At 37.0% G+C, this 26936-nt stretch carries 27 protein-coding genes and 1 riboswitch; of the genes, 18 read left to right on the top strand and 9 right to left on the bottom strand.

Going from position 1 to position 26936, the window contains the following annotated elements:
• Positions 1–26 precede the first annotated feature (26 nt).
• Positions 27–638: a metallophosphoesterase family protein gene (locus FH508_RS20780; RefSeq protein WP_173479664.1), complete on the bottom strand. Its 612-nt coding sequence runs from the start codon at positions 636–638 to the stop codon at positions 27–29.
• A gap of 293 nt (positions 639–931) precedes the next feature.
• Between FH508_RS20780 and FH508_RS20775 the strand changes: the two genes are divergently transcribed.
• From FH508_RS20775 to FH508_RS20735, 9 genes are all read left to right on the top strand, one after another.
• Positions 932–2428, top strand: a complete 1497-nt coding sequence (locus FH508_RS20775; protein ID WP_173479596.1) for a class I adenylate-forming enzyme family protein — start codon at positions 932–934, stop codon at positions 2426–2428.
• Between the two features lie 147 nt (positions 2429–2575).
• Complete coding sequence (locus FH508_RS20770; RefSeq protein WP_228134169.1) at positions 2576–3559, top strand: C39 family peptidase; 984 nt, start codon at positions 2576–2578, stop codon at positions 3557–3559.
• Between the two features lie 103 nt (positions 3560–3662).
• Positions 3663–4895, top strand: a complete 1233-nt coding sequence (locus FH508_RS20765) for a carboxylate--amine ligase (RefSeq protein WP_173479595.1) — start codon at positions 3663–3665, stop codon at positions 4893–4895.
• Positions 4892–5593, top strand: a complete 702-nt coding sequence (locus tag FH508_RS20760; protein WP_139860129.1) for a cysteate racemase — start codon at positions 4892–4894, stop codon at positions 5591–5593. Before FH508_RS20765 ends, FH508_RS20760 begins: the two co-directional genes overlap by 4 nt.
• A gap of 146 nt (positions 5594–5739) precedes the next feature.
• A complete protein-coding gene (locus tag FH508_RS20755; protein ID WP_139860131.1) occupies positions 5740–6888 on the top strand; it encodes a DEAD/DEAH box helicase in 1149 nt (382 codons plus the stop codon).
• A 1-nt stretch (position 6889) separates the two neighbouring features.
• Positions 6890–8119: an aminopeptidase gene (locus FH508_RS20750; protein WP_173479594.1), complete on the top strand. Its 1230-nt coding sequence runs from the start codon at positions 6890–6892 to the stop codon at positions 8117–8119.
• Positions 8120–8152: 33 nt separating this feature from the next.
• A complete protein-coding gene (locus FH508_RS20745) occupies positions 8153–9085 on the top strand; it encodes an SGNH/GDSL hydrolase family protein (RefSeq protein ID WP_173479593.1) in 933 nt (310 codons plus the stop codon).
• Between the two features lie 504 nt (positions 9086–9589).
• Positions 9590–10747: an exonuclease SbcCD subunit D gene (locus FH508_RS20740; RefSeq protein WP_173479592.1), complete on the top strand. Its 1158-nt coding sequence runs from the start codon at positions 9590–9592 to the stop codon at positions 10745–10747.
• The gene (locus tag FH508_RS20735) at positions 10744–13824 is read left to right on the top strand and encodes an AAA family ATPase (protein ID WP_173479591.1); all 3081 of its coding nucleotides are present in this window, start codon (positions 10744–10746) and stop codon (positions 13822–13824) included. Before FH508_RS20740 ends, FH508_RS20735 begins: the two co-directional genes overlap by 4 nt.
• 106 nt (positions 13825–13930) lie before the next feature.
• On the opposite strand, the gene FH508_RS23995 is transcribed toward FH508_RS20735, so the two are convergent.
• Entirely contained in the window at positions 13931–14053 is a 123-nt protein-coding gene (locus FH508_RS23995) for a hypothetical protein (RefSeq protein WP_255639590.1), read from the bottom strand.
• 31 nt (positions 14054–14084) lie between these two features.
• Positions 14085–14417, bottom strand: a complete 333-nt coding sequence (locus FH508_RS20730; protein ID WP_139860517.1) for a magnetosome magnetite crystal formation protein family — start codon at positions 14415–14417, stop codon at positions 14085–14087.
• 128 nt (positions 14418–14545) lie between these two features.
• Positions 14546–14653, top strand: a riboswitch (TPP riboswitch).
• A 120-nt stretch (positions 14654–14773) separates the two neighbouring features.
• Here FH508_RS20730 and thiT point away from each other — a divergent pair.
• Positions 14774–15334, top strand: a complete 561-nt coding sequence (gene thiT, locus FH508_RS20725) for an energy-coupled thiamine transporter ThiT (RefSeq protein ID WP_139860519.1) — start codon at positions 14774–14776, stop codon at positions 15332–15334.
• 246 nt (positions 15335–15580) lie between these two features.
• Positions 15581–16336, top strand: coding sequence for a type I methionyl aminopeptidase (gene map / locus FH508_RS20720; RefSeq protein WP_139860520.1), 756 nt, complete (start codon positions 15581–15583; stop codon positions 16334–16336).
• 33 nt (positions 16337–16369) lie between these two features.
• Here map and FH508_RS20715 read toward each other — a convergent pair whose 3' ends face one another.
• Entirely contained in the window at positions 16370–17083 is a 714-nt protein-coding gene (locus tag FH508_RS20715) for a hypothetical protein (RefSeq protein ID WP_173479590.1), read from the bottom strand.
• 206 nt (positions 17084–17289) lie between these two features.
• On the opposite strand from FH508_RS20715, the gene FH508_RS20710 reads away from it, so the two are divergent.
• Positions 17290–18114: a polyphosphate kinase 2 family protein gene (locus tag FH508_RS20710; protein ID WP_173479589.1), complete on the top strand. Its 825-nt coding sequence runs from the start codon at positions 17290–17292 to the stop codon at positions 18112–18114.
• 113 nt (positions 18115–18227) lie between these two features.
• Positions 18228–18818 carry a GNAT family N-acetyltransferase gene (locus FH508_RS20705; protein WP_173479588.1) on the top strand — a complete coding sequence of 197 codons (591 nt, stop codon included), beginning with the start codon at positions 18228–18230 and terminating at the stop codon, positions 18816–18818.
• A gap of 265 nt (positions 18819–19083) precedes the next feature.
• Here FH508_RS20705 and FH508_RS20700 read toward each other — a convergent pair whose 3' ends face one another.
• Positions 19084–19833, bottom strand: a complete 750-nt coding sequence (locus FH508_RS20700) for a class I SAM-dependent methyltransferase (RefSeq protein ID WP_173479587.1) — start codon at positions 19831–19833, stop codon at positions 19084–19086.
• Positions 19834–19974: 141 nt separating this feature from the next.
• Here FH508_RS20700 and FH508_RS20695 point away from each other — a divergent pair, with 141 nt between their 5' ends.
• Positions 19975–21051, top strand: coding sequence for a helix-turn-helix transcriptional regulator (locus tag FH508_RS20695; RefSeq protein ID WP_173479586.1), 1077 nt, complete (start codon positions 19975–19977; stop codon positions 21049–21051).
• A 121-nt stretch (positions 21052–21172) separates the two neighbouring features.
• On the opposite strand, the gene FH508_RS20690 is transcribed toward FH508_RS20695, so the two are convergent.
• The 3 genes from FH508_RS20690 to FH508_RS20685 all read right to left on the bottom strand — a co-directional run bounded on the left by FH508_RS20690 (position 21173) and on the right by FH508_RS20685 (position 23428).
• Positions 21173–21733, bottom strand: coding sequence for a beta-class carbonic anhydrase (locus tag FH508_RS20690; protein ID WP_173479585.1), 561 nt, complete (start codon positions 21731–21733; stop codon positions 21173–21175).
• Positions 21734–21915: 182 nt separating this feature from the next.
• Entirely contained in the window at positions 21916–22050 is a 135-nt protein-coding gene (locus FH508_RS23990; RefSeq protein ID WP_255639589.1) for a hypothetical protein, read from the bottom strand.
• Between the two features lie 142 nt (positions 22051–22192).
• Positions 22193–23428: an aminopeptidase gene (locus FH508_RS20685; RefSeq protein ID WP_173479584.1), complete on the bottom strand. Its 1236-nt coding sequence runs from the start codon at positions 23426–23428 to the stop codon at positions 22193–22195.
• A 198-nt stretch (positions 23429–23626) separates the two neighbouring features.
• Here FH508_RS20685 and motA point away from each other — a divergent pair, with 198 nt between their 5' ends.
• Positions 23627–24430 (top strand): flagellar motor stator protein MotA, encoded by an 804-nt coding sequence (gene motA, locus FH508_RS20680; protein ID WP_173479583.1) that lies wholly within the window; start codon positions 23627–23629, stop codon positions 24428–24430.
• Positions 24414–25190 carry a flagellar motor protein MotB gene (gene motB / locus FH508_RS20675; RefSeq protein WP_173479582.1) on the top strand — a complete coding sequence of 259 codons (777 nt, stop codon included), beginning with the start codon at positions 24414–24416 and terminating at the stop codon, positions 25188–25190. Before motA ends, motB begins: the two co-directional genes overlap by 17 nt.
• 64 nt (positions 25191–25254) lie before the next feature.
• Here the strand turns inward: motB and FH508_RS20670 are convergent, their stop codons facing one another.
• Positions 25255–25476 (bottom strand): DUF1128 domain-containing protein, encoded by a 222-nt coding sequence (locus FH508_RS20670; RefSeq protein ID WP_173479581.1) that lies wholly within the window; start codon positions 25474–25476, stop codon positions 25255–25257.
• Between the two features lie 180 nt (positions 25477–25656).
• Here FH508_RS20670 and FH508_RS20665 point away from each other — a divergent pair, with 180 nt between their 5' ends.
• Together FH508_RS20665 and FH508_RS20660 are read left to right on the top strand one after the other, a co-directional pair.
• A complete protein-coding gene (locus FH508_RS20665; protein WP_173479580.1) occupies positions 25657–25983 on the top strand; it encodes a YtxH domain-containing protein in 327 nt (108 codons plus the stop codon).
• A 24-nt stretch (positions 25984–26007) separates the two neighbouring features.
• Positions 26008–26931, top strand: coding sequence for a YihY/virulence factor BrkB family protein (locus FH508_RS20660; protein WP_173479579.1), 924 nt, complete (start codon positions 26008–26010; stop codon positions 26929–26931).
• Positions 26932–26936 lie beyond the last annotated feature (5 nt).

The following is a 26936-nucleotide window of genomic DNA, read 5'->3' as shown; positions in this document are numbered from 1 at the left end:
TCTATTATTCTCTAAGTATCGGTCATTTAAATGCCGACTGCATCTTTAGCTTCGAAAGACGATGCACACATAAATGTGACAGTTCGTTTGTCACTATCATATAGACACCATTCACGATGATCAACTACTGAGCCAACATTGATGCGATATTGCTTTGCTTGCAACTCAATTGGTTCTCCAAAATGAATACGGATCGGCAACTTTTTATTTTGACGATATATTCCTGATTCATGACTATGTCCGAAAAAAAGAAGCTGCTTATCAATCGAAGGAAACTTCGGCTGCCAGGAAACACTCCATTGGAATTGGTGTCCATGAATTAGCATTGCCCCTTCAATATCCATTGTTTCAGGCAAAGTTATAAAGCGCTCAATTCCTGTAACGTGTGTAATGCGTTCTTCTTGATTGCCTCGAATAGACGGGAATGTCAGCAGTTTTTCAAAATCATCATCGATAATCGCAGCTTTTTGCAAAGGCAATCCTGATATTGTTTTTGCTTTTTTCTTACTTACTTTACATTCATATAAGTCGCCTAATCCTATTATTTCAGCATCTTTCGCTGTTTGTTGTATATGAGCTAATACTGATTTTGTATCATCAATATTAGAATGTAAATCTCCTAAAAGTGCATACAGCATAATAATCACGCCTTTCTTTTTCAAAATATTTTACAAGTATCATACACCTAACAGAATTTGATAGAAAAGTAATATGTATAAGAATATTTTGTGACACAACTTACATATTTTGAATGTGTGGGAAAATTGCTAACAAATAAGTTGCTTGATAAAATAGTTTGTGTAATCTAAATTTTCTGAAAAAAGTTAGTAGAATTGTATTTTAAAGCTTTTAATTAGCTTTAAAGCGTTTGATACGCTCGAAAAATCAAAAGCCGAGGTGTACGTAAGGACTAAAAATGAGGGGGTATAAGATGACGGTATTTATGACGGATATTTTACAAAAGTACGCTACAGAGCAGACGGATGCGATTGCAACGATTTATGAAGGTAAAAAGGTAACTTATGGCGAGTTTAATCAGTATGCAGAAACGTTTGCAGCCTATTTACAAGAGCAAGGCTATGAGAAAAATGATGTCATTGCGCTATATACACTTAATTCCGATTTGTTTTTAATTGCTTACATCGGTATCCAGCTAGCGGGTTATGTTGTGATGCCTATCAATACAAAGCTTGCAGCACGAGAGGTTGACTTTATCGTCAATCATTCACAAGCAAAAGGACTCATTTATGATGAGAGAATAGAAGAAGTACTAGCGGATGTTCCGTATTCATTTCAACATGTAATCGGATTGAAAGATATGAAAGAGGTTATCCAAAACTATAAAGGGCAAAGGAAGATACTACAATTACAAGCGAATGATACATCTGTTGTTATGTATACGTCTGGTACAACTGGGAAGCCAAAAGGGGTAATGCTGACGCATCAAAATATTGCTTCGACAGCGGATATTTGGTCAGCATCGATGAATATGACGAACGAAGACAGCATGTTTATTTGTACGCCTTTGTTTCATTGTGCAGGCCTCCATGTATTTGCGATGCCAATGTTCTATAAAGGCGGCGCGGTCATTATAGAGGAAAGCTTTTCACCGAAAAATACGTTACAACAGCTGATAAAAACAGAGGCTACTATTTTCTTTGGAGTACCTTCCATGTATACGATGATATTAAATACCCCTGAATTTAAGGATCATTCCTTTATGAATTTACGTTTATTATGTTATGGTGCAGCACCGATGCCATATGAGCTTGTGAGGCAAGTTAAAGAAGCATTGCCGAATGTAAAAGTTCAAAATCTATATGGTCAAACAGAAAATTCACCTGCTGCAACCTCTCTTTTAGATGCAGATGCATTAATCAAAATTGGTTCAGTCGGAAAGCCGTTAGCACAGACAGAAGTGCGTGTTGTAGATAGCTATGGGGAAGCTGTACCAGCGGGCGAAGTTGGTGAAATTTGCGTTAGAGGGCCACAAGTCATGAAAGGTTATTTACGCAATGATGAAGAGACCGCTCGTGCAATTCAGGATGGTTGGCTCTATTCAGGTGATTTAGGACGCTTTGATGAAGAAGGTTACTTATATATCGTCGATCGTAAAAAGGATATGATTATTCGCGGTGGGGAAAATATTTATCCGATTGAGATTGAAGAAGTGTTATATCAGTTGCCAGCCATTTTAGAGGCAGCTGTTGTTGGCTTACCACATGAAGTGTATGGTGAAGTACCAAAGGCATTTGTCGTCTTAAAAGATGGGCAACTGATAGATGAAGCATCCATATTAGCCTATTGTCGTTCGCAGCTTGCAAAATATAAAGTGCCTTACGAAATAGAATTTTTAGAACAGTTACCACGCAATGCATCAGGAAAGGTGTTAAAGCATACGCTTCGACCACAAATAGCAAAATCTTAAAAGTATAGGATTTTGTCAATCCATTGAAAAGTAGCAGGATAAAATATGAACACCTATTAAATTAGCGTATAATAAAGCTACGACAAATTGTAAAAATAGAATAGAAGATTATATATTTCTTCGAATGAGATAGGAGCGGAATTTGTCTTGTGGAGTGATTATAAACGACTTTTAATAGTGAGTATTATGATTATCATGCTACTTTCTGGTTGTAATCAATTAACACAGCAGAGTCGATCAAAGAATCAATTAACTGTTTTAACGGTAGAATTTAATAGTGGTGCACCAATTCCGAGTCTCTATATAACAATGACAGATACGGAAACAGGTAAGAAAATTGAAGAAGCGGTAGGCTCTGAAGAAGGAGAGGCTACTTTTTCAAACCTTGTAGAGGGTAGGGAATATACGATTACGGCAACAACGCTAAATAGCAATGGTGATAACGGCTATACGACAATTGAAAAATTTACGTATGATGTGACGAAGCCTTATTATCGACTGCCGACGCATTCCTCAAGAGCAGAGCAGGAGCTTGCTGTTCCTGTAATCATGCAAAAACCAGAGCTTCCACAAGGTTGTGAGATTACGGCACTAACAGCTGTTTTAAATTATTACGGCATGAATATTTCAAAGCTTGAAATGGCAGATAACTATTTGCCTAAGCAAAATATATATATATCAGCTAATCAACGCTACGGACCGAACCCAGCGCTTGCATATGCTGGTAATCCACGTGATAAGGCAAATGGTATGTATGTTTTTGCAGCACCCATTGTCAAAGCTGCGGAAGCTGCTATAGCAGATAAGCAGGCAAATTTACGTGTAACGGATATGAGCGGTGCATCTCAGAGTGAGATTTTAGAGCTTGTAGAGGAGGGAGTACCTGTAGTTGTATGGGTTACCCTTGATTTATCGACACCTAAAACATCTGCAAATAAAGGATGGATTTATGAAGGTGAAACGGAAAAACGTGAAGCCTACATCAACTTACATGCCGTCGTATTAACTGGTTATTCAGATCAGCAAGTTGTCGTTATGGACCCATTACAGGGCAATGTATCCTATAATGTTGACGAATTTTTCAAGAGCTATAAGGAGCTAAATATGCAAGCAGTAGCAGTTCATAAATAAGGAATGGCGCATGTTTCCTATAGAAAGGAATGCTATTGGAACGCAGTTTTGACTGTAGTAAAATATGTTACACTAATAAAAAAACTAAAGTGAGTTGAGTAGAATGGCCATTGAGCACGCTTTTTTACCAGTTTTATTGGGCGATGAAATGAATGCTTACGGCATGGCGCGAGCATTTTACGAGTCCTATGGCGTCAAACCACTTGCATTAAATCATACGAATATGGAAAAAATTCAACAAAGTGATTTATTAACTTTTCGTGAAGTACCAAGATTGCACATTGAAGAGCGCTTTGTTGTTGCTTTAAAAGCAATCGCAGAAGAGTTTACAGATAAAAAATTATTGCTTTTAGCTTGTGATGAGTTTTATGTAAAAAAAATTGTAAAGCATAAAGAGGAATTATCGAGTTTTTATGTAATCCCTTATGTCGATGAATCACTTGCCAATCAATTACTAACACGTGAAAGCATGTATCAGCTTTGTGCAGCATATGGCTTCCATTATCCTGCAATGCATGTTTGTACGGTAAATGATTATGAGCAATTGACGATGCCATTTGAATATCCTATTGTCATCAAGCCTATGAATATGACGAAGTACGCAAGTTGTATTTTCCCAGGTAAGAAAAAGGTTTATACTGCACATAATGAGGATGAAAAAGATGCTATTTTTCACGCGATATATAAGGAATCTGCCTATCGGGATGATTTAATGGTTCAGCAATATATTCCAGGTGAAGATGCCAATATGCGTGTTGTAAATGCTTATGTTGGACAAGATCACAAGGTCAAGCTACTATCAGTAGGAAACCCAATTTTAGAAGAACATTCACCTGATGGTATTGGACGCTATGTTGCCATTATGACGACTTACAACAAGGAACTAATGGATTGTGTTAAAACGTTTCTTGAGGCGTTGCCATTTCAAGGCTTTGCTACATTCGATATGAAATATGATGAACGAGATGGGCTGTATAAATTATTAAGTATGGAATTACATAATGAACTATCGAATTATTATGTGACAGCAAGCGGCTATAATTTAATGCAGTATGTAGCGGATGATTTTATTCGTGGAAGTAAACAGCAGCTAACATATGTGCAAAACAAGCACCTTTGGACGATCGTGCCAAATGGAGTACTATTTAAATACGTATTAAATGAACAACTTGTAATTGAAGCTAAAAGTCTGATTCGACAAGGGTTAGCAACGGATTCTATCTTTAATTATAAAGATATGAATGCGAAGCGTTGGTTGAATGTAACACTTGATAATTTAAGCTTCTATCGCAAATATAAGAAATATTTTAACAACAAAGGTCTGTCTAACTCATGAAAAAACAAACTTTAGGTATAATTGGTGGCGTCGGTCCACTTGCAACAATGTTTATCGGCGAAATGATTGTAAGACGTACGAAAGCAACAAAAGATCAGGAGCATGTACATACGATTATTGATAATGATACAAATATTCCTGATCGGACGGCTTTTATATTAGATAAAACAAAAGAAAACCCTGTTCCAGTTTTAATTGAGGATGCAAAAAAGCTAGCCTCTGTTGGAGCAAATTTAATTGCCATTCCGTGCAATACGGCACATACCTTTTATGATGAATTAGCACAAGGCTCTCCAATCCCTGTGTTACACATGATTCGTGAAACGGCGAAGCGTGCAAATGATTTAGGGGCAAAGCGTGTTGGTATTTTAGCCACAACGGGAACATTAACGTCACGTATGTATCAAGATGCATTAGAGGAGTTTGGCATAACACCCGTAATTCCCGATGATCAAATGAAGGAAAAAGTAATGGCGATTATTTACGATTATGTGAAGGCTGGTAAGGATGTCACACAGGAAGATTGGCTGCCTATCGAAGAAGCGATGCTAGCCCTGGATTGTGATCGTATTGTGCTAGGCTGCACAGAGTTGTCAATCGTCAATCGAGATTTAAAATTAAGTGACAAATATATAGACTCATTAATCGTCTTAGCTGAATGCGCTATTTTAGCGTGTGGCTATGAATTAGTGGAGTAACATTTGGCTCACCTGTTGTAATAGGTGAGCTTTTTTAATCCATGTCTAAAAATAAAAGAGTATCGCACAATATAAAGAAGGAAAATGCTTGTACACAGCTAGTGTGTTAAACTAATGTCAAGCAGGATAATAAGGTGGGAATTAACATGTCAGTAATAAATTTATTAAAAGAAGAATTACAAGCAAAATGGAACTTTGAAGAACCGATGAAAATTCAAGAAGAAATGATTCCAGCAATGCTTGAAGGCAAAGATATTGTAGCAGAATCACCAACAGGCTCAGGGAAAACATTGGCCTATGTGTTGCCTTTACTTAATAAAGTAAATGGATCGAAAAAGCAAACACAAGGATTGATTGTTGCGCCATCTCAGGAATTAGCAATGCAAATCGTTGAGGTCATTCGTGAATGGATAGCGGGAACTGATATTACAGTACAACAGCTTATTGGTGGTGCAAACTCTGCACGACAAATTGAGAAGTTAAAGAAAAAGCCAACAATTGTAGTTGGTACGCCAGGTCGCTTAAATGAGCTAGTGCGTTCAGGTAAATTAAAATTAAAAGAAATTGAAACAGTTATTTTAGACGAATGTGATCAGCTATTAAGCCGCGAGTATCGCGTCGTGGTGAAATCATTTATCGAAGGGGCAGCATTCGGTCGCCAAGTAGTTGTTGTTTCTGCCACAATTACTGAGGAAATTGAATTAGTCGCAAGCCGTATGATGTTTGAGCCATTGCGCTTTAAAATTAAACCTGAAGATATGGTAAAGTTCGGTAAAGTTGTGCATTCGTTCTTGAAAGTAGAAGAACGTGATAAAACAGACTTCCTACGTAGACTATCACATACAGAAGGCTTACGTGCCCTTGCTTTCGTCAATAATATCGATCAATTGTTAATGAAAGAAACGAAGCTACAATATCGTTCAGCACCAATTGTGACATTACATTCTGACATGAAAAAGGAAGAACGTAAAAAAGCGTTAGACGCATTCCGTAAAGGAGATGCGCGTGTTTTAATTGCCACAGATATTGCGGCCCGTGGTTTAGATATTGCTGGTTTAACACATGTTATTCATGTAGATGTTCCACGTACAATTGAACAGTATTTGCATCGCTCTGGTCGTACAGGTCGTGCAGGGGCAGATGGTGAAGTACTAACATTGCTTTCATACCATGATGAAAAAACTTATAAAAAGTGGACACGTGAAATTCCAGGCAAACCCGTGCAGAAAGTATGGCATGATGGCGAGCTCGTAGAAGGAAATTCAAAAACAATTGGGCAAAAGCGAGGGAAATAATATGACGTTTGAAGAAAAATTACAAGCATATGCAGAGCTAGCAGTTAAGGTTGGTGTCAATATTCAACAAGGGCAATACTTATTAGTGAATACATCGGTGGAAGCTTTAGACTTTGCTCGTCTAGTGGTGAAGGAAGCCTACAAAGCTGGAGCTGGTCGTGTTCATGTTAATTTTTCAGATGATGAAATGGACCGTGCTTATTTCGAGCATGCGTCTGACGAGGAATTTAATCGTTTCCCAGAATGGGTTGTTAAAATGCGTGATGAGCTAATCGAACGCAAAGGGGCATTGTTATGGATAGATGCTGCAGATCCTGACAAATTAACTGGTATTCCAGCCGACCGTTTAGCAACACATCAAAAGGTATCAGGCGCTGCATTGAAAAACTACCGTAATGCTGTCATGAAGGATTTAATCGCATGGTCTATCGTAGCCGTACCTTCTCAAAAGTGGGCAGAAAAAGTATTCCCGAATTTAGAAGTTGAAAAACAAGTACCAGCACTTTGGGAAGCCATCTTTAAAACGGTGCATATTGGTGAGGGGAATGCGGTTGAAAACTGGCGTACACATGTTGCAAATTTAGAATCGCGCGCTGCATTATTGAACAATAAAAAGTATGCAAAACTTCATTATACTGCACCAGGTACTGATTTAACGATCGCATTAGCACCTCAGCATAAATGGCTTACAGGTGGTAGTAAAACACCTGATGATACCATTTTTATCGCCAATATGCCGACGGAAGAAGTATATACGTTGCCAATGAAGCAAGGTGTAAATGGCTATGTTAGTAATACAAAGCCATTAGTATACCAAGGCAATATTATCGATGGCTTTAAGCTTACATTTGAAGAAGGAAAAATTATTGATGCACAAGCACAAGTTGGGCAAGATCTTTTACAAGAGTTAATTGCAGTGGATGAAGGTTCTTGTTATTTAGGTGAGGTAGCACTTGTTCCACATGAGTCCCCAATCTCGGCATCAGAAATATTATATTTCAATACATTATTTGATGAAAATGCTTCAAACCATTTAGCTATCGGTGAAGCTTATCCAACTTGTTTAGAAGGTGGAAGAGATTTAGAAAATGGTCAACTTGAAGCGTTAGGTGCGAACATTTCTGTTACACATGAGGACTTTATGATTGGTAGTGGCGAAATGGATATTGACGGTATTTTACCAGATGGTACTGTGGAGCCAATTTTCCGTAAGGGTAGCTGGGCTTTTTAATAGACTAACATTAATAAAATGTGAGGTGAGCAGATGAAACAACTATTGAGCCTAGTAAGTATAACGGTGCTTTCGTTGACACTTGGTGTTTCATCTGCTTTTGCACGGGCTGAAAATTATGTGGCGCTTGGCGATTCATTGGCAGCTGGTCAAACACCGTATCAGGAAATTGATGCAGGCTATAGTGATCTTATCGCGATGCGTTTAGGAAAGATGGGGCAGCTGAGTGCCTATACGAAAGAGCTTGCGTTCCCAGGCTTTACAACAGCGGATGTTTTAGAGCGAATAAAGTCAGAAGAGGCACGTACAATCTTAGCAAATGCTACACTTATTACGATTTCTGCAGGCGCCAATGATTTACTTCGTTTAGTGCAGGTCAACCCAACTGCTGGTACATTAGCGTTTTCACAGCTTCAAGTTGACTACGCTTTAAATATGGCACGAAAAAATATGGCGGATATATTGGCAGAGTTAAATTTACGTGCACCAAAAGCGAAGGTATATATTATGGGCTATTATTTTGCTTATCCAAATGTGCATGCAACACAAAAAGAGGGAACAAATGCACAACTCTTAAAGTTAAATACAATTTTAGAGCAACAAGCTGAGCAGGCAGGGATGACCTATATAAATGTCTACGATGCTTTTGGGTTGCAATCTAATCACTACTTGCCAAATATTGCAGATGTCCATCCTAATTTTGAAGGCTATCGGCAAATGGCGAATGCCTTTTTAACATCTTATAGTGGTAGCGATATGCTCGCAATCTCTACAACAGAATTACCAAATCCTAATCCAATGACATTTCAGGAAATCTTAGAAAAACAGGCTAAGTCTAAGGAAAAGTCAGAAGAAGCGAAACAGGAGAAAGTTTCAACTGCAAGAAACATTCAGGGCTTTATTGGCTATGCTGCTTTTATAGAAAAAGCCAAAGCTAATCAGCGCTCGCAACTAAGACAAATCTAGGACATGAAAGATACAAAAAGCTGTAACGTAAAAAAGTATGCTAAGTAAATGAACTGCCTCCTAATTAGGGTCAATTCAAGTAACTTAGCATACTTTTTTATTGCAGGACAGGTGACAGTCACCAAAACAATTCTGAATTATACGAGTGCCAGTCACTGACACAATTCTGAATTTTGCTAGTAGGGCATTTCTAATAACCAAGTAAAAATCCACGAAGACTGCTGGGGAACAGCACACGTTGTAAGACGCGACAGACCGCGCGACAGCGAGGGTTGCGGCTTACACTGTGCCCGCGGAAAGCGCAGTGGATTTTTACGAAATAGAAGGCTAAAACATTGTTAGGTGTTCCGAGCAAAGTGCCAGTCACCGAAACAATTCTGAATATTACCAGTGCCAGTCACAGAAACAATTGAGGCTTTTTCCATATAAAAGATGTTGCCTTAAAGCAAGAATATAGTTAAATGCATGATAAAATAAAAGAAAAAGACAGGAGGCGCAAATACAATGAAATTATTCCATACTGCCGATTGGCATTTAGGCAAGCTTGTACAAGGGATGTATATGACTGAGGACCAACGCTATATTTTACAACAATTTTTGCAAGCCATTGACGATGAAAAGCCGGATGCAATTATTGTAGCAGGCGATTTATATGATCGCTCAATGCCACCTGTAGAGGCGGTTAATTTACTAAATGATGTTTTAGCAGAAATTGTACTAGAAAAGAAAATTCCTGTGTTAGCGGTCGCTGGAAATCATGATAGTGCAGGTCGATTAAATTTTGGTAGTCGTGTTATGCGTGATAGTGGATTACATATAGTAGGTCAGTTCACAAAAGAACATTCGCCTATCGTACTAAACGACGCGTTCGGTGAGGTGCATTTTCATCTTGTACCGTTTGCAGAGCCAGCCTCCGTCCGTACTATTTTAGAAGATGATACGATTCAATCACATCAAGATGCGATGCAAAAAATTATCGCACATATTAAACAAACGATGGATACAACAAAGCGGAATGTATTTATTGGACATGCCTTTGTTACGAAATACGGCTATGAGGAAGAAAACACGAGTGATTCAGAACGCCCACTCTCTATAGGTGGTTCTGATTGCGTCGATGCAGCGCTATTTAAACATTTCAACTATACGGCACTTGGACATCTTCATAAATCCCATTTTGTATTGAATGAATCGATTCGATATGCAGGTTCGCCATTAAAGTACTCGTTGTCTGAACATCTACATGAAAAAGGCTTTTTAATTGTAGATTTAGATGCAAGTGGGCACGTTGAAGTCACTAAACAAAAATTAGTGCCAAGACGTGATCTACGAGTGGTAGAGGGCTCGATGGACGATTTATTAAAACGCCCACCATGCGAAGATTATGTTTTTGTGCGTTTAACAGATACGACGCCAGTTGCTTCACCGATGGAGCGAATTCGTACTGTATTTCCACATGCGATGCATATTGAACGAAAGGCGTCTCGCATGCAAGAAGACCGTGAAATACAAGCAATTGATATAGAAAAAGTAGAGGATATTGATTTATTCCGTGGCTTTTATGCTGATATTTTGGGTGAACAGCCCGATGCAGATACTGAGCGTCTATTTATAGAAATGTTACAGGAATTATTAGATGAGGAACGGGAGGCAGTGCGATGAAACCACTCAAGTTAACGATTACTGCTTTCGGACCTTATAAACATACAGAGGTTATTGATTTCCAACAGCTTGGTGAGTATCGGTTATTTGCTATATCAGGCAAAACGGGTGCTGGCAAAACGACAATCTTTGATGCCATTTGTTATGCACTCTATGGATCAGGGAGCGGAGAGGACCGTCAGGATACAGCAATGCTTCGAAGCGGTTTTGCTGCAGATGATGTATATACTTCAGTAGAATTAGTTTTTGAAATGAGAGGTAAAGTCTATCAAATTGTACGGCAGCCTGGTCATATTAAAGCAAAAAATAAAAGCGTTACAGGTAAAAAAGTTGAGTTAGCAGAAATGAAGGACGGTAAACTTGACTTTAGTATTGTAGAGAAGCAGCAAACAAATGAAGTAGATAAAAAGTTGTTGGAAATTATAGGGCTAACAAAAGATCAATTTAGTCAAATTGTAATGTTGCCTCAAGGAGAGTTTCGCAAACTTTTAACATCAGACTCTACCAATAAAGAAGTCATTTTACGTAAAATATTTAAAACAGATCGTTTCAGTGCGATGACTAAAAAGCTGGATATAAAAAGGAAAGAAGCAGAAAAGGATTTAGAACATGCCCAGCAATTAAAAGAGCACTTACTGGGGCAAATTGCAGGCGTTTTACCAGAGCGACCATCAACACTGTTTACTTGTATAAACAATAATACAGACAATATGCATCAGCTAAAAAATGCTCTAGAAGAGGAGCAATTCTATTATAATGCTAGTATTCGAACGGAACAAATGCGCTATGAAGAAGCTTATGCCAATCATCAAAAAGAACAAGAATATTACAGTATGGCAAAAGCGCTTAACGAACAATTTGATCAACAGGCACAACGACAAGCACGTTTGCAATTGCTGATGCAGCAACGAGAAAAATATACTTCGATGGAACAAGAAATACAGTTAGCGGAGCAAGCAAATCGTCTCATTATGCTCGAACAACAGTGTGTGGACTTGCGGACAGAACAAAATCGTAAAGAACAGCTTTATCAGCAGGCTACAATTAATCATCACAATGCAGTAGAACAGCTAAAGAAAGTGCAACAATTGTATACAGAGGAAGAAGCAAAAGAGCCAGAGCGTCAGCACATATTGCAACAGGAAATAGAGCTACTAGCGTTGGTGCCGAAATTTGAAGCATTTGAAAGTACCCAGCAAAATTTGGGGATAATTGAACAGCTTGTTGAAAGTTCAAAACGTGCAGTAGCTGATAATCTTGCTATTTTAGAAAAAGAACAGATGCTAGTTCGGCAATTAACCGCAACAATTGAGCAATATGAAAAGCAGATGGAACCTTATGCAGGCTATTTAGAACAGCTTCCTATACTTAAAGAACAAGTAACACTATTAGCTCAAATTGAAAAATATGAGCGAGCGTGTAAGGAAGCTGAGCGAGCTATGAATAATGCCCATGAGCAATACCAAGAAAGTAAGCAAGCGCTTCAAACAAAAGAGCAACAATGGATTACGGGACAGGCTAGCATATTAGCCGCTAAGTTGAAGGACGGAGATCCATGCCCTGTTTGCGGTAGTACAACACATCAACTCACACATAGAGAACCGTTAGAAGTAGTAGATGAAGCAGAGCTAGAATCTTTACGAACGATGACCAATGCAATGGAGCGTAAATATTTGGAGCAAGATGCGACGTTAAAAACAACTAAACAACTGCTTCAAGAGGCAACAGAGCAATTAAATGCTTATCATATTTCAATAGATAATCGATTAGAACTGACATCTTCTTTACATTTTATTGAACAACAAGTTACAGTTTTAAAAATAGTGAAGGATCAACTGTCTGTCGCACGAACTAAGCTAAAGGGACAACACGAAAAAAATGAACAGCTTCAACAAAAACAACTACAATTAGAGCAACATTTTGCAGAGCAGTCGAAAGAGTTAATAAAACAGCAAGCGATTGTAGAAGAACAGCAAAAGCAAATTCCGAAACACATACAGTCATTACAAGCGTTAAAACAAACGATTGCAGATGTAGGTTCGCAAAAAATGGCGTTACAGTCAGCTTGGAACGCGATTCAGCAAAATTTACAGGCGACTAAGGAAGCAACAAATAAGGCTTCTATGACAGAAGAACTTGCAAAAACAGCCTATGAGGAATTGCTAAATAAACTGAATGAAAAGCGTGAACAGTTTTTAGTAAGCATGAAAGATGTGGGGTTTGCAGCCTATGAAGAATACGCTGCTGCAAAGCGAAGTGATAGTGAAATCGAAGACTTACGGAAAGCATGTCGTGATTATGCCTTACAATCACATTCCTTACAGCAACAAATTGCAGATGGAGCAAAGCATCTTGAAGGAAAAGAAAAGCAAAATCTAGAGGAATTAGAGGAAAAGCTTGAGATGCTCCGTGCCACATATGAGGAAGCATTTAAAACTTTGCAACAGACGCAAAGCTATGCAAAGGCATGTGCTGATTTTATTGTTAAAGTAGAGGATACTGCAAAGGAAATACGTGTACTTGAACAAGAGGCAGGACGTGTAAAAGAGCTTTACACAGTGTTGAATGGCCAAAATCCGAAAAAACTTTCCTTTGAGCGATATATTCAAATTAATTATTTAGATAAAATCACTGCAGCAGCAAATATCCGATTATTCCACTTATCCAATGGACAGTTTGAATTGCGCCGTTCAGATCGATTAGAGAAGCATGCGAAGCAAAGTGGACTTGGCTTGGATGTCTATGATGCGTACACAGACCAATTAAGAGATGTTAAAACATTATCAGGTGGGGAGAAGTTTAATGCATCATTAAGTCTTGCATTAGGTATGGCGGATGTAATTCAAAGCTTCCAAGGTAATATTCGTATCGAAACAATGTTTATCGACGAGGGCTTCGGTTCATTAGATGAGGAAGCGTTAAATAAAGCAATTGACACGCTAATTGATTTACAAGACTCTGGAAGAATGATTGGCGTTATTTCACATGTAGCTGAGTTGAAAGCTGCAATGCCTGCAGTATTACACGTCGAAAAAACGTTGAGCGGACATAGCACAACCCATTTTGAAGTAAAATAAGTGCCAGGCACTCAAACATAGTAAAAACCCACGAAGACTCCTGCGGCTTACATTGTGCCTACTGGAAAGCGATGTGGGTTTTTACGTTATAGGAGCCCATTGGCTATTATTTTTTGTGTGTCGTTACGTTAGGTGTTGTTCCTTTTTTTGCTGCGACCACTTTTTTGACAATCGGAATAACGATGGGCGCTAATTTTATTGCAGTTTTAACTACCTTCGATACTTTCATGAATACGACAGCTCCTTAATACTAAAAATTTTTAACGAATAACTCGTACAGCTTGAACAATATTCCAAATGACAATGCCTAATGAAACTAGTAAATAAATGCCAAAAGATACAAACCATATGATAATAAATGTATTCCCATTAGAAGAAGGATCAAACGTGTTCAATGATATTGTAGAAAATACAAAGACGATAAAGAAAATGATACCGAAGATAAATGGTATTAAGTGAGATATAAGTGCTCTAATGGAATGTCTCTTGACATCACTATCTTTTGATACAAAATAAACGATTACTGGAACGATAAATGGTGCAAAAAAAATACTGAGATAACTAAAGGCAGATAAAATTTTTTGATTCTCCATAGTAGTCCCTCCTTTTAAATTATTTACGCATAGAAAACGCGAAAGTTTCAAAAAAATTAATGTGGAAAAGGTTGTAATTGCATAAGGGTTTACGTACAATGAGGATGTTCAACAAAATAATAAGATGTAACGACCACAAGGGGAGCTGATGATGTCAGCTGAGACTGGGCACGTAATGCCTTTACTCTTCGAACCTGTAAGTTAACGCTTGCGTAGGGATGTGGATAGAAACCGACACTTTTACGATGTGAGGCTCTGTCCTGGCATCGTTTTTTTATGCCAGTTGACATGCATATCAAAAAGATTTCTATTCCTGCTCTTGTATCCTACATCGGAACAAAGGAGAGAATAATAAAATGGACAAAAAAAGATTACTCATGTTGATGGAAATTGCAATTTTTGCAGCGCTAGGACTTGTACTCGATCAAGTTTCTTTTAAAGTATGGGCGCAAGGTGGCTCCGTAAGCCTAGTAATGATACCGATCATCTTAATGGCATTACGTTGGGGGCTCTTAGCTGGACTAACAACAGGTTTACTAATTGGAGTTATGCAAACGATGTTTGGCGCTTATATTGTGCATTGGCTACAAGGCTTACTAGATTACGGTGTAGCATTTACGGTCGTTGGTTTAGCGGCAGTAGTACGTGGACCTATATTTAAAGCGACAGCCGCTTTGAACAAAAAGAAAATGGCCCTTTACATTGTAATCGGTACAGTATTAGCAGGTTTCCTACGTTATTTAGCCCATACAATTGCAGGGGCTGTATTTTTTGCAGAATATGCAGGCGAGCAAAACGCATGGATTTATTCAATCATATACAATGGAACATACATGCTTCCAGCAACAATATTAACAGCGATCGTTGGTGTGATATTATTTACAGCTGCACCCCAATTAATGCAACGAAAATCATAAACACGATAAGACTGTCCCAAAAGTGAAAATAGTATGCTAAGTGTAACTTAGTGTGCTATTTTTTTTTATATTTCAAGACAATTGGGTCGCTGTTGTTAGTACCAGAACTTCTAAAAGGGTCTGTTTTTTACTTGTCTGGTACTTATGAAATAATGTTAGCATAGAATAATTAAAGCGTTTGGCGTTATGGACATATAAAGTTATGTTATATTAATGAATAGATATTAGATGAAAGGGACGTTATAAATGATTGTAAAAACGCAAGAAGAAATTGAAGCCTTTAAAAAAATTGGTCGCATTTGTGCAGAAATTCGTGAGGCAATGAAAGTAGCTACAAAACCTGGTGTGACAACACTTGAATTAGATGAAATTGCAGGCCGTATGTTTGCTGAAGCAGGAGCTATTTCTGGTCCTAAAGGTGAATATGATTTCCCAGGATACACATGTATTAGTGTGAATGAGGAAGTTGCCCATGGTATTCCAGGACAACGAGTTATTAAAGAAGGGGATATTGTCAATATTGACGTATCAGGTTCTCTAAATGGCTATTTTGCAGATACAGGTATTTCATTTGTAGTAGGTGAAGGGTACGAAGATAAGGAAAAACTTTGCCGCGTAGCAAAAAGTGCCTTTGACCGCGCTATGACAAAAGTAAAAGCTGGTTCTAAATTAAACCAAATTGGGAAAGCTGTAGAGCGTGAAGCTTATGCAAACGATTTAACTGTCATTATGAATTTAACAGGTCATGGTTTAGGGCGTTCATTGCATGATGAGCCAAACCATATTTTAAATTATTACGATGCTTGGGATTCAACAATTATGAAAGAAGGAATGGTGCTAGCTGTTGAGCCGTTTATATCAGCGAAGGCAGAACATATTGTTGAAGCTGGTGATGGCTGGACATTCGTTACACCTGACAAATCATTAGTTGCCCAAATTGAGCATTCTATTATTGTTACAAAAGACAAACCAATCATTTTAACTTCGTTAGATGAAGCATAAAATAAAGGCTAGATGAAAAAGCAGTTTACCGATTTATTTTCGGTAAGCTGCTTTTTTTTTAACAAATAGGATACCAACAATTAGGACACCACATAAAAATAATGCCGCTGTCGTCACAAGTAATTCATCAAGATGATTATGGAGCGCAATACCAATAAATGCCCAAATAAACACGCTAGGATAGACAATGTCGTAATAATGGTAACGAATATGTAAGGCGATAGCTACACTGATTGACAGTAAAATAACTGCCCAAAGTGGGTTGCTAAGTCCAAAACCATGCCATCCATAAGATGTTAATGTAAAACTTGCATTTGTCATCATGATAAATGTAGACCAGGCAAAATAAAGTGATATGGGTAGTCGGCCAGATAAAGTATTATTTGTATACGGATAAGTACTATAAAGTAAAAATAAGTACAATACTAATATGACAGAGCAGCAAATAAAGACTATGAATAATTCATAATGCCAAAATAAAATAGAGAGCGCCTGTAATATGCAAACATTGCTAAAGAGAACAGTCTGTTTAATAGATGTCTTTTGAAAATTCATAACTAACCAATAAGCAAGTAAAATGTAAATTAATATCCATATCATATAACTAATATTAATAGGTGCAAACATTACGGGAAAACGATTTGAGATTTCTAACGAAGATTGACCATTTATTTTTATAAAATAGGATGAAAAGGTTAGGATGAGTGAGACAATAAAGGTTATTGTCATTAAAATAATCTTAGGCAAGGCTTCCTCTCCCTTCGTGTTAAATTGTATAGGGAAAAGACAAATAAGTATATGACTGTCACATAATATCTATTTCATTATAGCGGAAAACCCTTACAATGTATCAATGAATTTGCTTTAAAAAAACTACAATTTACCATTTGAATATGCATCCAAATATTTCTTTAGTACAATAGAAATAACCAATTTGAAGGAGTGAAATTTTTATGGCCCAAAATCTTAAAAATCTTGACCTATCGATTGAACTAGACAAAAAACTGTATAAAAAGAAATTAAAAGTACTTCAATATGAAATGTTAAATGCACAGCAATTTTTACTAAACAATAAAATCGGACTTATTCTAGTATTTGAAGGAATGGATGCAGCGGGTAAGGGTGGTGCTATTAAACGTCTGATTGAACGTGTAGACCCAAGAGGTTATATAGTCCATCCAATTTCAGCTCCACAGCCTCACGAACTACGCTATAACTACTTGCAACGCTTTTGGAGAAAGTTACCACAGCATGGACAAATCGCTATATTCGATCGTTCTTGGTATGGACGAGTGCTCGTAGAGCGTATTGAAGGATTTGCAACTAAGGATGAATGGTCTCGTGCATATGAAGAGATTAACAACTTTGAAAAGATTTTAACTGCGGGAGACTACATTATTATAAAGTTTTGGTTACATGTTTCAGATGAAGAGCAGTTGAAGCGTTTTAATGAGCGCGCGCAGGATCCATATAAATCATGGAAGTTAACGGATGAAGACTGGAGAAATCGTGAGAAATCTCCTGAGTATATAGAAGCGGCAAATGAAATGTTTGCTAAAACAGATAAGAAAAACGCTCCTTGGATTTTGGTGGCAGGAAACGATAAAAAACATGCGCGAGTACAGGTGCTACAAGAAACACTTGCACATATTGAACGCGAGGCACAAAAAAGAGGTCTACATCTATCAAATGTATTGGATAAGTCCCATTTAGAGGATGAAGAATCTTCCAGTATTGAATTACAAATACATTCTAAAAGAACAAGTAAAAACAAGTAAATAAATTGATTAGTGCTGTGATAACAAGACAAGACTGTTTTAGTTGTAGCAGCATCTTTTTTTACATACAATGAATATGTATTTACATTTATCGGAAGGCTTGTGGGGGAGAAATGGTGCTTAAAATTTGGAATTTATTAAGGAAAAAGGGTGGAAATGTGGTATCGATTCAAGGAAGAAAATGCTACGTTCGCACATTCCAAGAAAAAGATGCACAAAGCTTAATGGGTCTAGTAAGTCGAAATAAATATTTTTGGTCTACATATGAACCGTTACAGCGTCCTGAATACTATACAGTTGAAGCACAATATAAAAAAATTCAAGAAAGTTTATATTTAATGAACTCGAAGAGAGAATTTACTTTTGGTATTTATGAGCTCGGTACAAATAATTTAATTGGGCATATTTCGTTGTATGCTATCAAGCGTTTACCGTATTCGAGTGCATTTGTTGGCTATGCAATGGATGAAATCTATGTTGGGAAAGGGATCGTTTCAGAAGCTGTAGAATTAGTTGTACAATTTGCCTTTGAACAAATTGGGTTACATCGAGTAGAGGCATATGTATCAACTGAAAATAGTGCATCTATTCGGGTCTTAGAAAAATCAGGTTTTCAACAAGAAGGTTTGTTAAGAAAATTATTGTATATTAACGGTCAATGGGTAGATCACTATATGTATGCCCGCTTAGAGCCAACAGTATAAATACGATATAAGCTATAAAAAGTGAAATGTGTTCGGGACAAAAGAGTAAAAAGTGTTAGATTGATGGCAGTCTAACACTTTTTTCTATGCCATTGTTGTGCGCTACGGCGGGCGCTTTCCGCGGGCACAGCGTAAGCCGCAACCATCGCTAACGCGCGGTTTGTTGCGTCTTACGTTTTGTGCGTTCCCGCAGGCCGCCTTCGCTGTCAACTACTCATTCTTTAATAAGTTCAAAGAACACATGCTCATTTGGCTCATCGACCATTCATTTAACAGCTTCGAATGTAATGACTTGATTTCGATTTGTTGGGTATTGCTGATAGCAATAGTCTGCTGAGATAATGATATCTTTAAAGCCAATTTGCATTAAAAGCCTTTTAAATTCATTGATCCCATACCATTTCAATGTGAAGATTTCAAATTCGCTGTCGATACAGGTACCATCTTTCCATTTATCATAGCGATGATGGGAAGTAGTCGTTTGTTTGATATGATTCATTTCAGATTGTGTTATTTGTAATGTAATCAATTCACCTTGTTTGTTTGTAAACGTTCGATAATGAGAGCTACCTTCGCTAAATTCTGGTTGTAAAAATAAATCGACTATTAATCTGCCATTTGGTTTTAAATGATGATAAAAATTAGCTAGTATATGCATAGCTTTGTCATCATCATCAATTAACAAAAATGTTCCTGCAGGGAGAATAATTGCTTCATAATGGGATTCTGACTGAAAGGTCTCCATATCGGCTAGAAAGATGTTTGCTTCTTTATTTGCCAGTGTTAAATTGTCTCGACAGTAAGTTAACATTTCTTCAGATAAATCAAACCCTTCGATTGACAACCCTTGCTCAAGTAATGGAATTAAAATACGCCCCGTTCCAACGGCTGGCTCTAATATTTTTCCTTTTACCTGAGAAAGTCTTTCGCTATAGTATTCAACATCTCCAAAAGAACTTCCAGTTGGTTTATCAAGGTTATAAACTTCTGCTGAAATAGAATGATAGGATTGCATATGTTCCTCCTATGAAATTATTTATTTTTCTATTTATAGAAATATTATACATAATTTAGTTGAAAGTATTTTAAAAAAACACAAGAAATATCATATAAAAGAAATGGATGCTATTTATAATTTTATTTGGGGGTGAGACAAATGGATGAACAGATCCAATTGATGATTGAGTGGATTGAAGGTAATTTAAAAAATCAATTCTCTTTGAATAAACTTGCTAATTTCATGGGCTATTCGCCTTACTATTGCTCTTTTAAATTTCACCAAGTAACAGGTATTAGTATACGACGGTATATTCATCTTAGAAGATTGTATTTATCTACAGAAGATTTGGCGATGAACAGGAGAATAGTGGACATCGCCTTTGAGTACGATTATTCTTCACAGGAAGCATATAGCAGAGCATTTAAAGCTATTTTTGGAATCAATCCTAAAGAATATCAACTTAACAAAATGCCTGTTCAGTCCATTGTTAAACTTACTATGAATAAAGACGGGAAATGGTGTGAAATGCATAGTAATCAAACAACTGAAATAGAAAGGTTACAAAATACGAATAAGGAGTTATTTGAGAGGGACGTACTTAACATTTTGAACGGACAAATGATGTATGAGGAATTTAAGAATAATAGGCTAATGGAAGATTGTGATTACGCTCCATTTAACGAAGCTATGTGTGTAAACGCTACTACAACACAAGTTTTTAGTAAAGCATTTATAAACGAGCGAGCTTATGGACACCATGATTCCGTAGAAAATTACATTCAAAAGGTTATTGCTCCATTAGAAAATCTTTTTAACAAAGAGTATAAATATATCGTTTTATGGTTTGGTGAAGACATGTTTTGCCAAATGAACCTCCTTACACTACTATCTTATCTTGAACAGTCAGGCTATAAGGGGAAAGTGTTCTTAAATAGTTTCAGAGAGGACGAGTTTAAAGTTAATCAAACGGAACTGCAATTAGGGCATTATAATGCAGTATACAAGGAGGTATTGAATAACCACAATAAGCCATCGAACGACGTACTACCTGTAATGTATCAGGCCATTAATATCTATTTGGATATGTTAAACGAAGATAATGCAGTAGTAAAATTTATTACCAAAAATAAAGACTTGCCAACAGCCGAATTGTTGAAGCAATGTTTTGTCCTATTTTCAACAGTAGGCTATGGTGATTTACAATATTTACAGCTTATCAATAAAATCAAATAGGATAAAAAAATGTGTCTATCATTCGACCTTTCGATACGATAGACACATTTTTTATTATATATTGAATGATTGTCTGCCAAAAGAACAGTGAGCTCTAAATAAGCTCAGTAATGTGTGTATATTATTTGCTACCATCGTCGATTAAATCAAGACGACCAGTATTCGGGTCAATTACTAAACCGTGAACAGGTACAGTTTGTACCATTAGTGGGTGATTACGAATGGTATCGACACTTTTCTTAACGCTAGTCGCTACATCGCCGAAACCACGTAAAAAGTCTTTTAAATCAATACCCGAGTATTCCATCATTTTAATCGTTTCTGGTTTAATACCTCGGTTAACCATTTTGCTAAGCATTGCATCTGGATCAACTGCGCTCATACCACAGTCGTAATGTCCAACTACGTACACCTCATCAGCTTGTAGTTCATAAACAGCAACAAGTAAACTACGCATTACTGCACCAAATGGGTGACTTACTAAAGCACCAGCACTTTTTACAATTTTTACGTCGCCGTTTCTTAAGTTCATCGCTTTTGGTAATAGTTCTACAAGGCGCGTGTCCATACAAGATAAAACAACGATACGCTTATCTGGGTACTTTGTTGTAATAAAAGGCTCATATTTTTTTTCTTGAACGAAATCTTCATTGAACTTTAAAATATCTTTTAACATTGTCATGAAATTTTGCTCCCTTCCCTACAGAAATATTTTAGAGCAAAAACGTAAATATGCAAATAATAATAACAATATTCATGCAATTTTATGAAAAAAAAAGAAGTTTGCTTAGTTAATTAGCGAATCCTAAGGCAATCCGTAAATGCAAAAAAACAGCTACATAAAGTAGCTGTTTTGATTATGAATTAATATTTTTCTTTTGGTAGTGGGTCTACAGTTACTGAAGATTTAGAATCTAAGCCAACTTGTAGGTAATGAATGAAAAATCCAAGAGAAATTAATAATACGGCTGTGAAGCCAACTACAGTTGTGATGAACATTATAAAAGCTCCTCTCTACTTAAATAATCTACTATAAGAACTACATTAATTATACAATAGGTTGCTAGGAAAATGTAAGGATAATTTATGACATCCATAAGATACCTAGACTAGAATAATATTATCAGGAACGACTATTGTCTTAAAATGCCCAGTTACCATTGCGGAAAATTGGTTCGATTTGACCATCAATTGTAATTCCATCAATATCCATTTTAGCAGAGCCAATCATAAAGTCAACATGAGTTAAACTCTGATTCAACCCATGTTTCAGTAGTTCATCCGAAGACATTTCTTTGCCGCCCTCTATACAAAATGCATAAGCTCTACCTATCGCTAAATGGTTAGAAGCATTTTCATCGAATAATGTATTGTAAAATAATAAATCAGATTGCGAGATAGGTGATTGATGGGGCACAAGTGCTATTTCACCAAGATAATGAGCCCCTTCATCTGTCGCTACAAGCGAGGCTAAAATTTCTTGCCCTTGCTCAGCCTGAATATCGACGATGCGACCATCTTTAAATGTTAATTTAAAGTTATTGATAATATTGCCACCATAGCTTAAAGGCTTTGTACTGGATACATAGCCATTCGCGCCTGTCTTTAACGGTGCTGTGAAAACTTCCTCTGTTGGCATATTCGCCATAAATGTCTGCCCCTGTATATTGACGCTACTACCACCTGTCCATACATGCTTTTCAGGTAATTCAATTGTTAAGTCTGTTCCTGGAGCTGTATAGCGAAGGGATTTATATTGCTTCCCATTCAAATAGTCAGCTTTATTATGTAGCTGTAAATCGTGAGCTTTCCATGCGCTGACAGGTTGTTCTTGATCAATGCGTGTTGCAGTAAAAATGGCTTCCCATAATGCATCAACTTGTTGTTCTTCGGGTAGTTGTGGAAATACTTTAGCAGCCCATGATTTAGAAGGAGCTGCGATAACTGTCCAACTAAATTTGTCTGCCTGTAGCATATTATAATAATTTACTAGTGCTTTACCTGAGGCTTTTTGGAAAGTCATAATTTTTTCATGATCTATATCCTTTAAAAGGTCAGGATTTTGCGAAACGATACTTAAAAAGGCAGCACCTTGTTCAGCAAGCCATTCACGTTCTTGTATTTTCCATGGCGGGAAGAAATCGAATGAGTCTTTTGGAGCTTTTTCATAGCGTGTTCGAACAAGTTTATCATCCGATAAATCGACAAATACCTGTTTTGCACCATTTTCGTAGGCAATTTTAGTAATTATTTCTGCTAATTTTAAGTTATCGGTCGAACAACTCATATATAGGTATTGATTTTTCTGGATATTTACTCCTATTTTCACAGCTAATTCGGCATATCTTAGTAATTTTGTGTCAAATGATAATAACAAATTCTTAACCCCTCTCGATTATAGACAATTTAGTGTATTATTCTTAATTCAATATAATCAAATATGGTCGAAATGTGAATAAAAAGCATTTATTTCATCGAAAAATTAGTGAAATACATTTATACTATATAATATCTTTATTTAAAATATGGAAAATTGGACGAAAATAAGTAGGATAGAAGATTTGGAGGTTCGAGAATGGATTTATCGTCAGTAGTAGGGGTAATATTAGCGTTTATCGCCCTGTTAACAGGGATGGTCTTAAAAGGTGTAAATTTAAGTGCCTTTTATAACCCAGCGGCTATTTTAATTATCATCTTCGGTACAATATCTGCTGTAACAATTGCCTTTCCAATGAAGGAATTAAAGCGGGTGCCAAAGCTGTTTAAGATTCTTTTTAAAGAAACAAAACTAGCGGATGATATTGAAATCATTAAAATGTTTTCACAATGGGCCGATTTAGCACGCCGTGAAGGTTTGTTAGCGTTAGAAAGTAAGGCTTCAGAAATTGAAGACCCATTTTTGAAAAATGGTCTTACATTAGCAATTGATGGTCAAAACGCAGATTATATTCGTGACGTATTAACGGAAGAAGTAGAAGCGATGGAAGACCGACATACAAGTGGCGCAGCCATTTTTACACAAGCAGGTACATATGCCCCGACATTAGGGGTACTCGGTGCGGTAGTAGGGTTAATCGCAGCGTTAGCAGATATGAACGATATTGAAAAGTTAGGACATGCCATTTCAGCTGCTTTCATGGCAACATTATTAGGTATCTTTACAGGGTACGTACTATGGCATCCATTTGCCAATAAGTTAAAACGTAAATCAGCAGTTGAAGTGAAGCAAAAACGTATGATGATTGAAGGAATCCTTTCTGTTTTAGAAGGAGAAGCTCCACGTGTTATTGAACAAAAATTATCTTCTTATTTAACGATGGAAGAGCGTCGTCAAATTTCGGGTGAAAGCGGGGCGGGCGGCCTTGGCAAAGAAAGCTAAGAAAAAAAAGCATGAAGAGCATATTGATGAGTCTTGGTTAGTACCGTATGCTGATATTTTAACGTTATTACTAGCGTTATTTATCGTACTTTTTGCATCCAGTTCAGTTGACCAAGAAAAGTTAGATCGAATGTCAGCAGTATTTAATCAGGTTTTTGATGGTGGTACGAGCTTTTTAGAACAGCCATCTCCACTGCCAACGCCTGATGCAAATAATGACCAAACACCGCAACAGCCACAGCAAAACTCAGCGTATTTAAAGGATCAACAGGAGTTAGCTGAAATTAAAGATAGTGTAGATAATTTTATCGCAGTAAATGAGATGGAAGGTCAGTTTGCAACTGAAATGACTGATGAAGGATTGCTAGTAACAATTCGAGATAGCATCTTGTTCGACTCAGGGAGAGCAACCATTAAGCCGGAGTATAATACAATAGCTAAGGAACTTGCAGGTGTGTTAGTATCTGATCCTGCTCGTAGTATTGTCATTACTGGTCATACCGATAACGTGCCTCAAACAGGTCCTGAATTTGCTTCAAACTGGGAATTATCGGTTATGCGTGCTGTGAACTTCTTGAAAATTTTAGTGGATAGTAACTCAAATCTTGATCCAGTTTATTTTAGTGCAAAAGGTTATGGTGAATATAAAGCCATCGCACCAAATAATACGGCTGAAGGTCGTGCAAAAAATCGTCGTGTCGAAGTGTTAATTCAACCACTTGTTGCTGAAGACGGTTCTGCTGCGATAAACGCGCAGTAATTAAAAAATGCTATTAGCGAAAGACTTGAAGTCCTTGCTAATAGCTTTTTTAATGCCTGTACCATTATTTGCGTAAAGACCCTAATTCGGCAACGATAGCTTGCATTTCGCTTGGGCTAAATGTGTCACGTTTCATTACCATTTCGTACAGATAGACTAAATCTTCATAATTTGCTTCATCAAAATTCTCTGATTTCATAGCATCTACGTTTACCATGCGGAGCTTATCTTTCATTTGTTCGACCATATAAATAACGTTTTCTTTTGACGGTACTGATAAATCCATTCAATTAAACCTACCTTTCATAATCCTAGCCAATATCATTTCATTGAATAAAAAAAATGTCAACACTGTAATTGGGCGTTGCTTTAAAAATGCACTGTTATTGGGTAGAATAAGGGCAGTAAGCTGTTTAGTTATTTTAAAAATGGGAATATCATTAAACAAGCAGGGGGTATATAAAATATGGGACAAAGTAAATTATTAGCATCAATCGTTGTAGGGGCAGCTGTAGGAGCTGCAATAAGCATGTTTGATCGAACTACACGAGAAAAAACAGTCGCTACAACAAAAAAAATGAAAGAAGCGGTATCTTATTACGCCTCACATCGAAGTGAATTGCAAGACCTCATTGAAGAAAAGGTGTTAGCAGCAAAAGTACTTTGCGATAGCGTATCAGAAAATGTGAACACGCTAGCCGAGAAAGTTGATGAGTTTAAAGAATTGCCTTCTACAATTCAAGGTATGATTAGTGATACCAAATCAGCTTTTACTTCACCAGATAAAGAATAAGCTGTATTAAACGGAGGGGATTAAATGGAAAAGAGAAAAGCATCAATACATTCAACGATTGGTGAGGTGAAATCGTTTTTCTCACCAGATGAAGATGCGGTAGATGTGATGACATCGAAGGGCTTTATTCAAGATTTAATGCTTCGCATACAACGTGTTGAAATATCAGCTCTTGGCGCACAACTTGCTTATTTCTTTTTACTTTCTTTCTTCCCCCTATTAATTTTCCTTGTTACCCTATTGCCATACTTAAACCTAGAGACGACGCAAGTTTATTCGTTTTTAGTCAATTTAATGCCTGATGAAGTATATAGGCTGATTGAAAGTACACTAAAAGAAGTATTAACAAATCGTAATAGTAGTTTATTATCGATCGGGGTACTTGGGACGATATGGTCTGCATCAAAAGGAATAAATGCGTTAATAAGAGCTCTAAATAAAGCCTACGATACTGAAGGTAGGGTAGGTTTTGTGGACAGAGGACTGTCCCTTGTATTTACGATTGCTTTAGTAATTGTAATTGCAGTAGCTCTTCTATTACCTGTCTTTGGACAACAAATTGGACACTTCTTGTTTTCGATTGTTAACATTGAAGATGAGTTTGAATCTCTTTGGCGAAATATTCGATGGTCCATGCCACCATTACTTATCTTTTTAGTGTTGATGGCAATCTATTGGTTAGTACCAAATACAAGCCCGCGATTAAAAATTATGGGTGTATGGCCAGGTGCCATTTTTTCAACGCTTGCTTGGCTCGTTGTGACATATGGTTTTTCTTTTTATATTAGTAACTTTGGAAACTATTCTGCTACATACGGTAGTATTGGTGGCGTTATTATTTTAATGCTATGGCTGTATTTTACAGGGATGATTTTAATTTTTGGTGGTGTGTTAAATGCCACCATGCAAAAAAGAGCCTTGCTAAAAGCGGAAGGTGCTATCAAATAATGAGA

It is taken from the genome of Lysinibacillus sp. CD3-6 (genome assembly GCF_006351725.2).
GTDB lineage: Bacteria > Bacillota > Bacilli > Bacillales_A > Planococcaceae > Lysinibacillus.
Note: the sequence above shows the minus strand (reverse complement) of the source record. Positions and strands in the feature narration are given on the sequence as shown.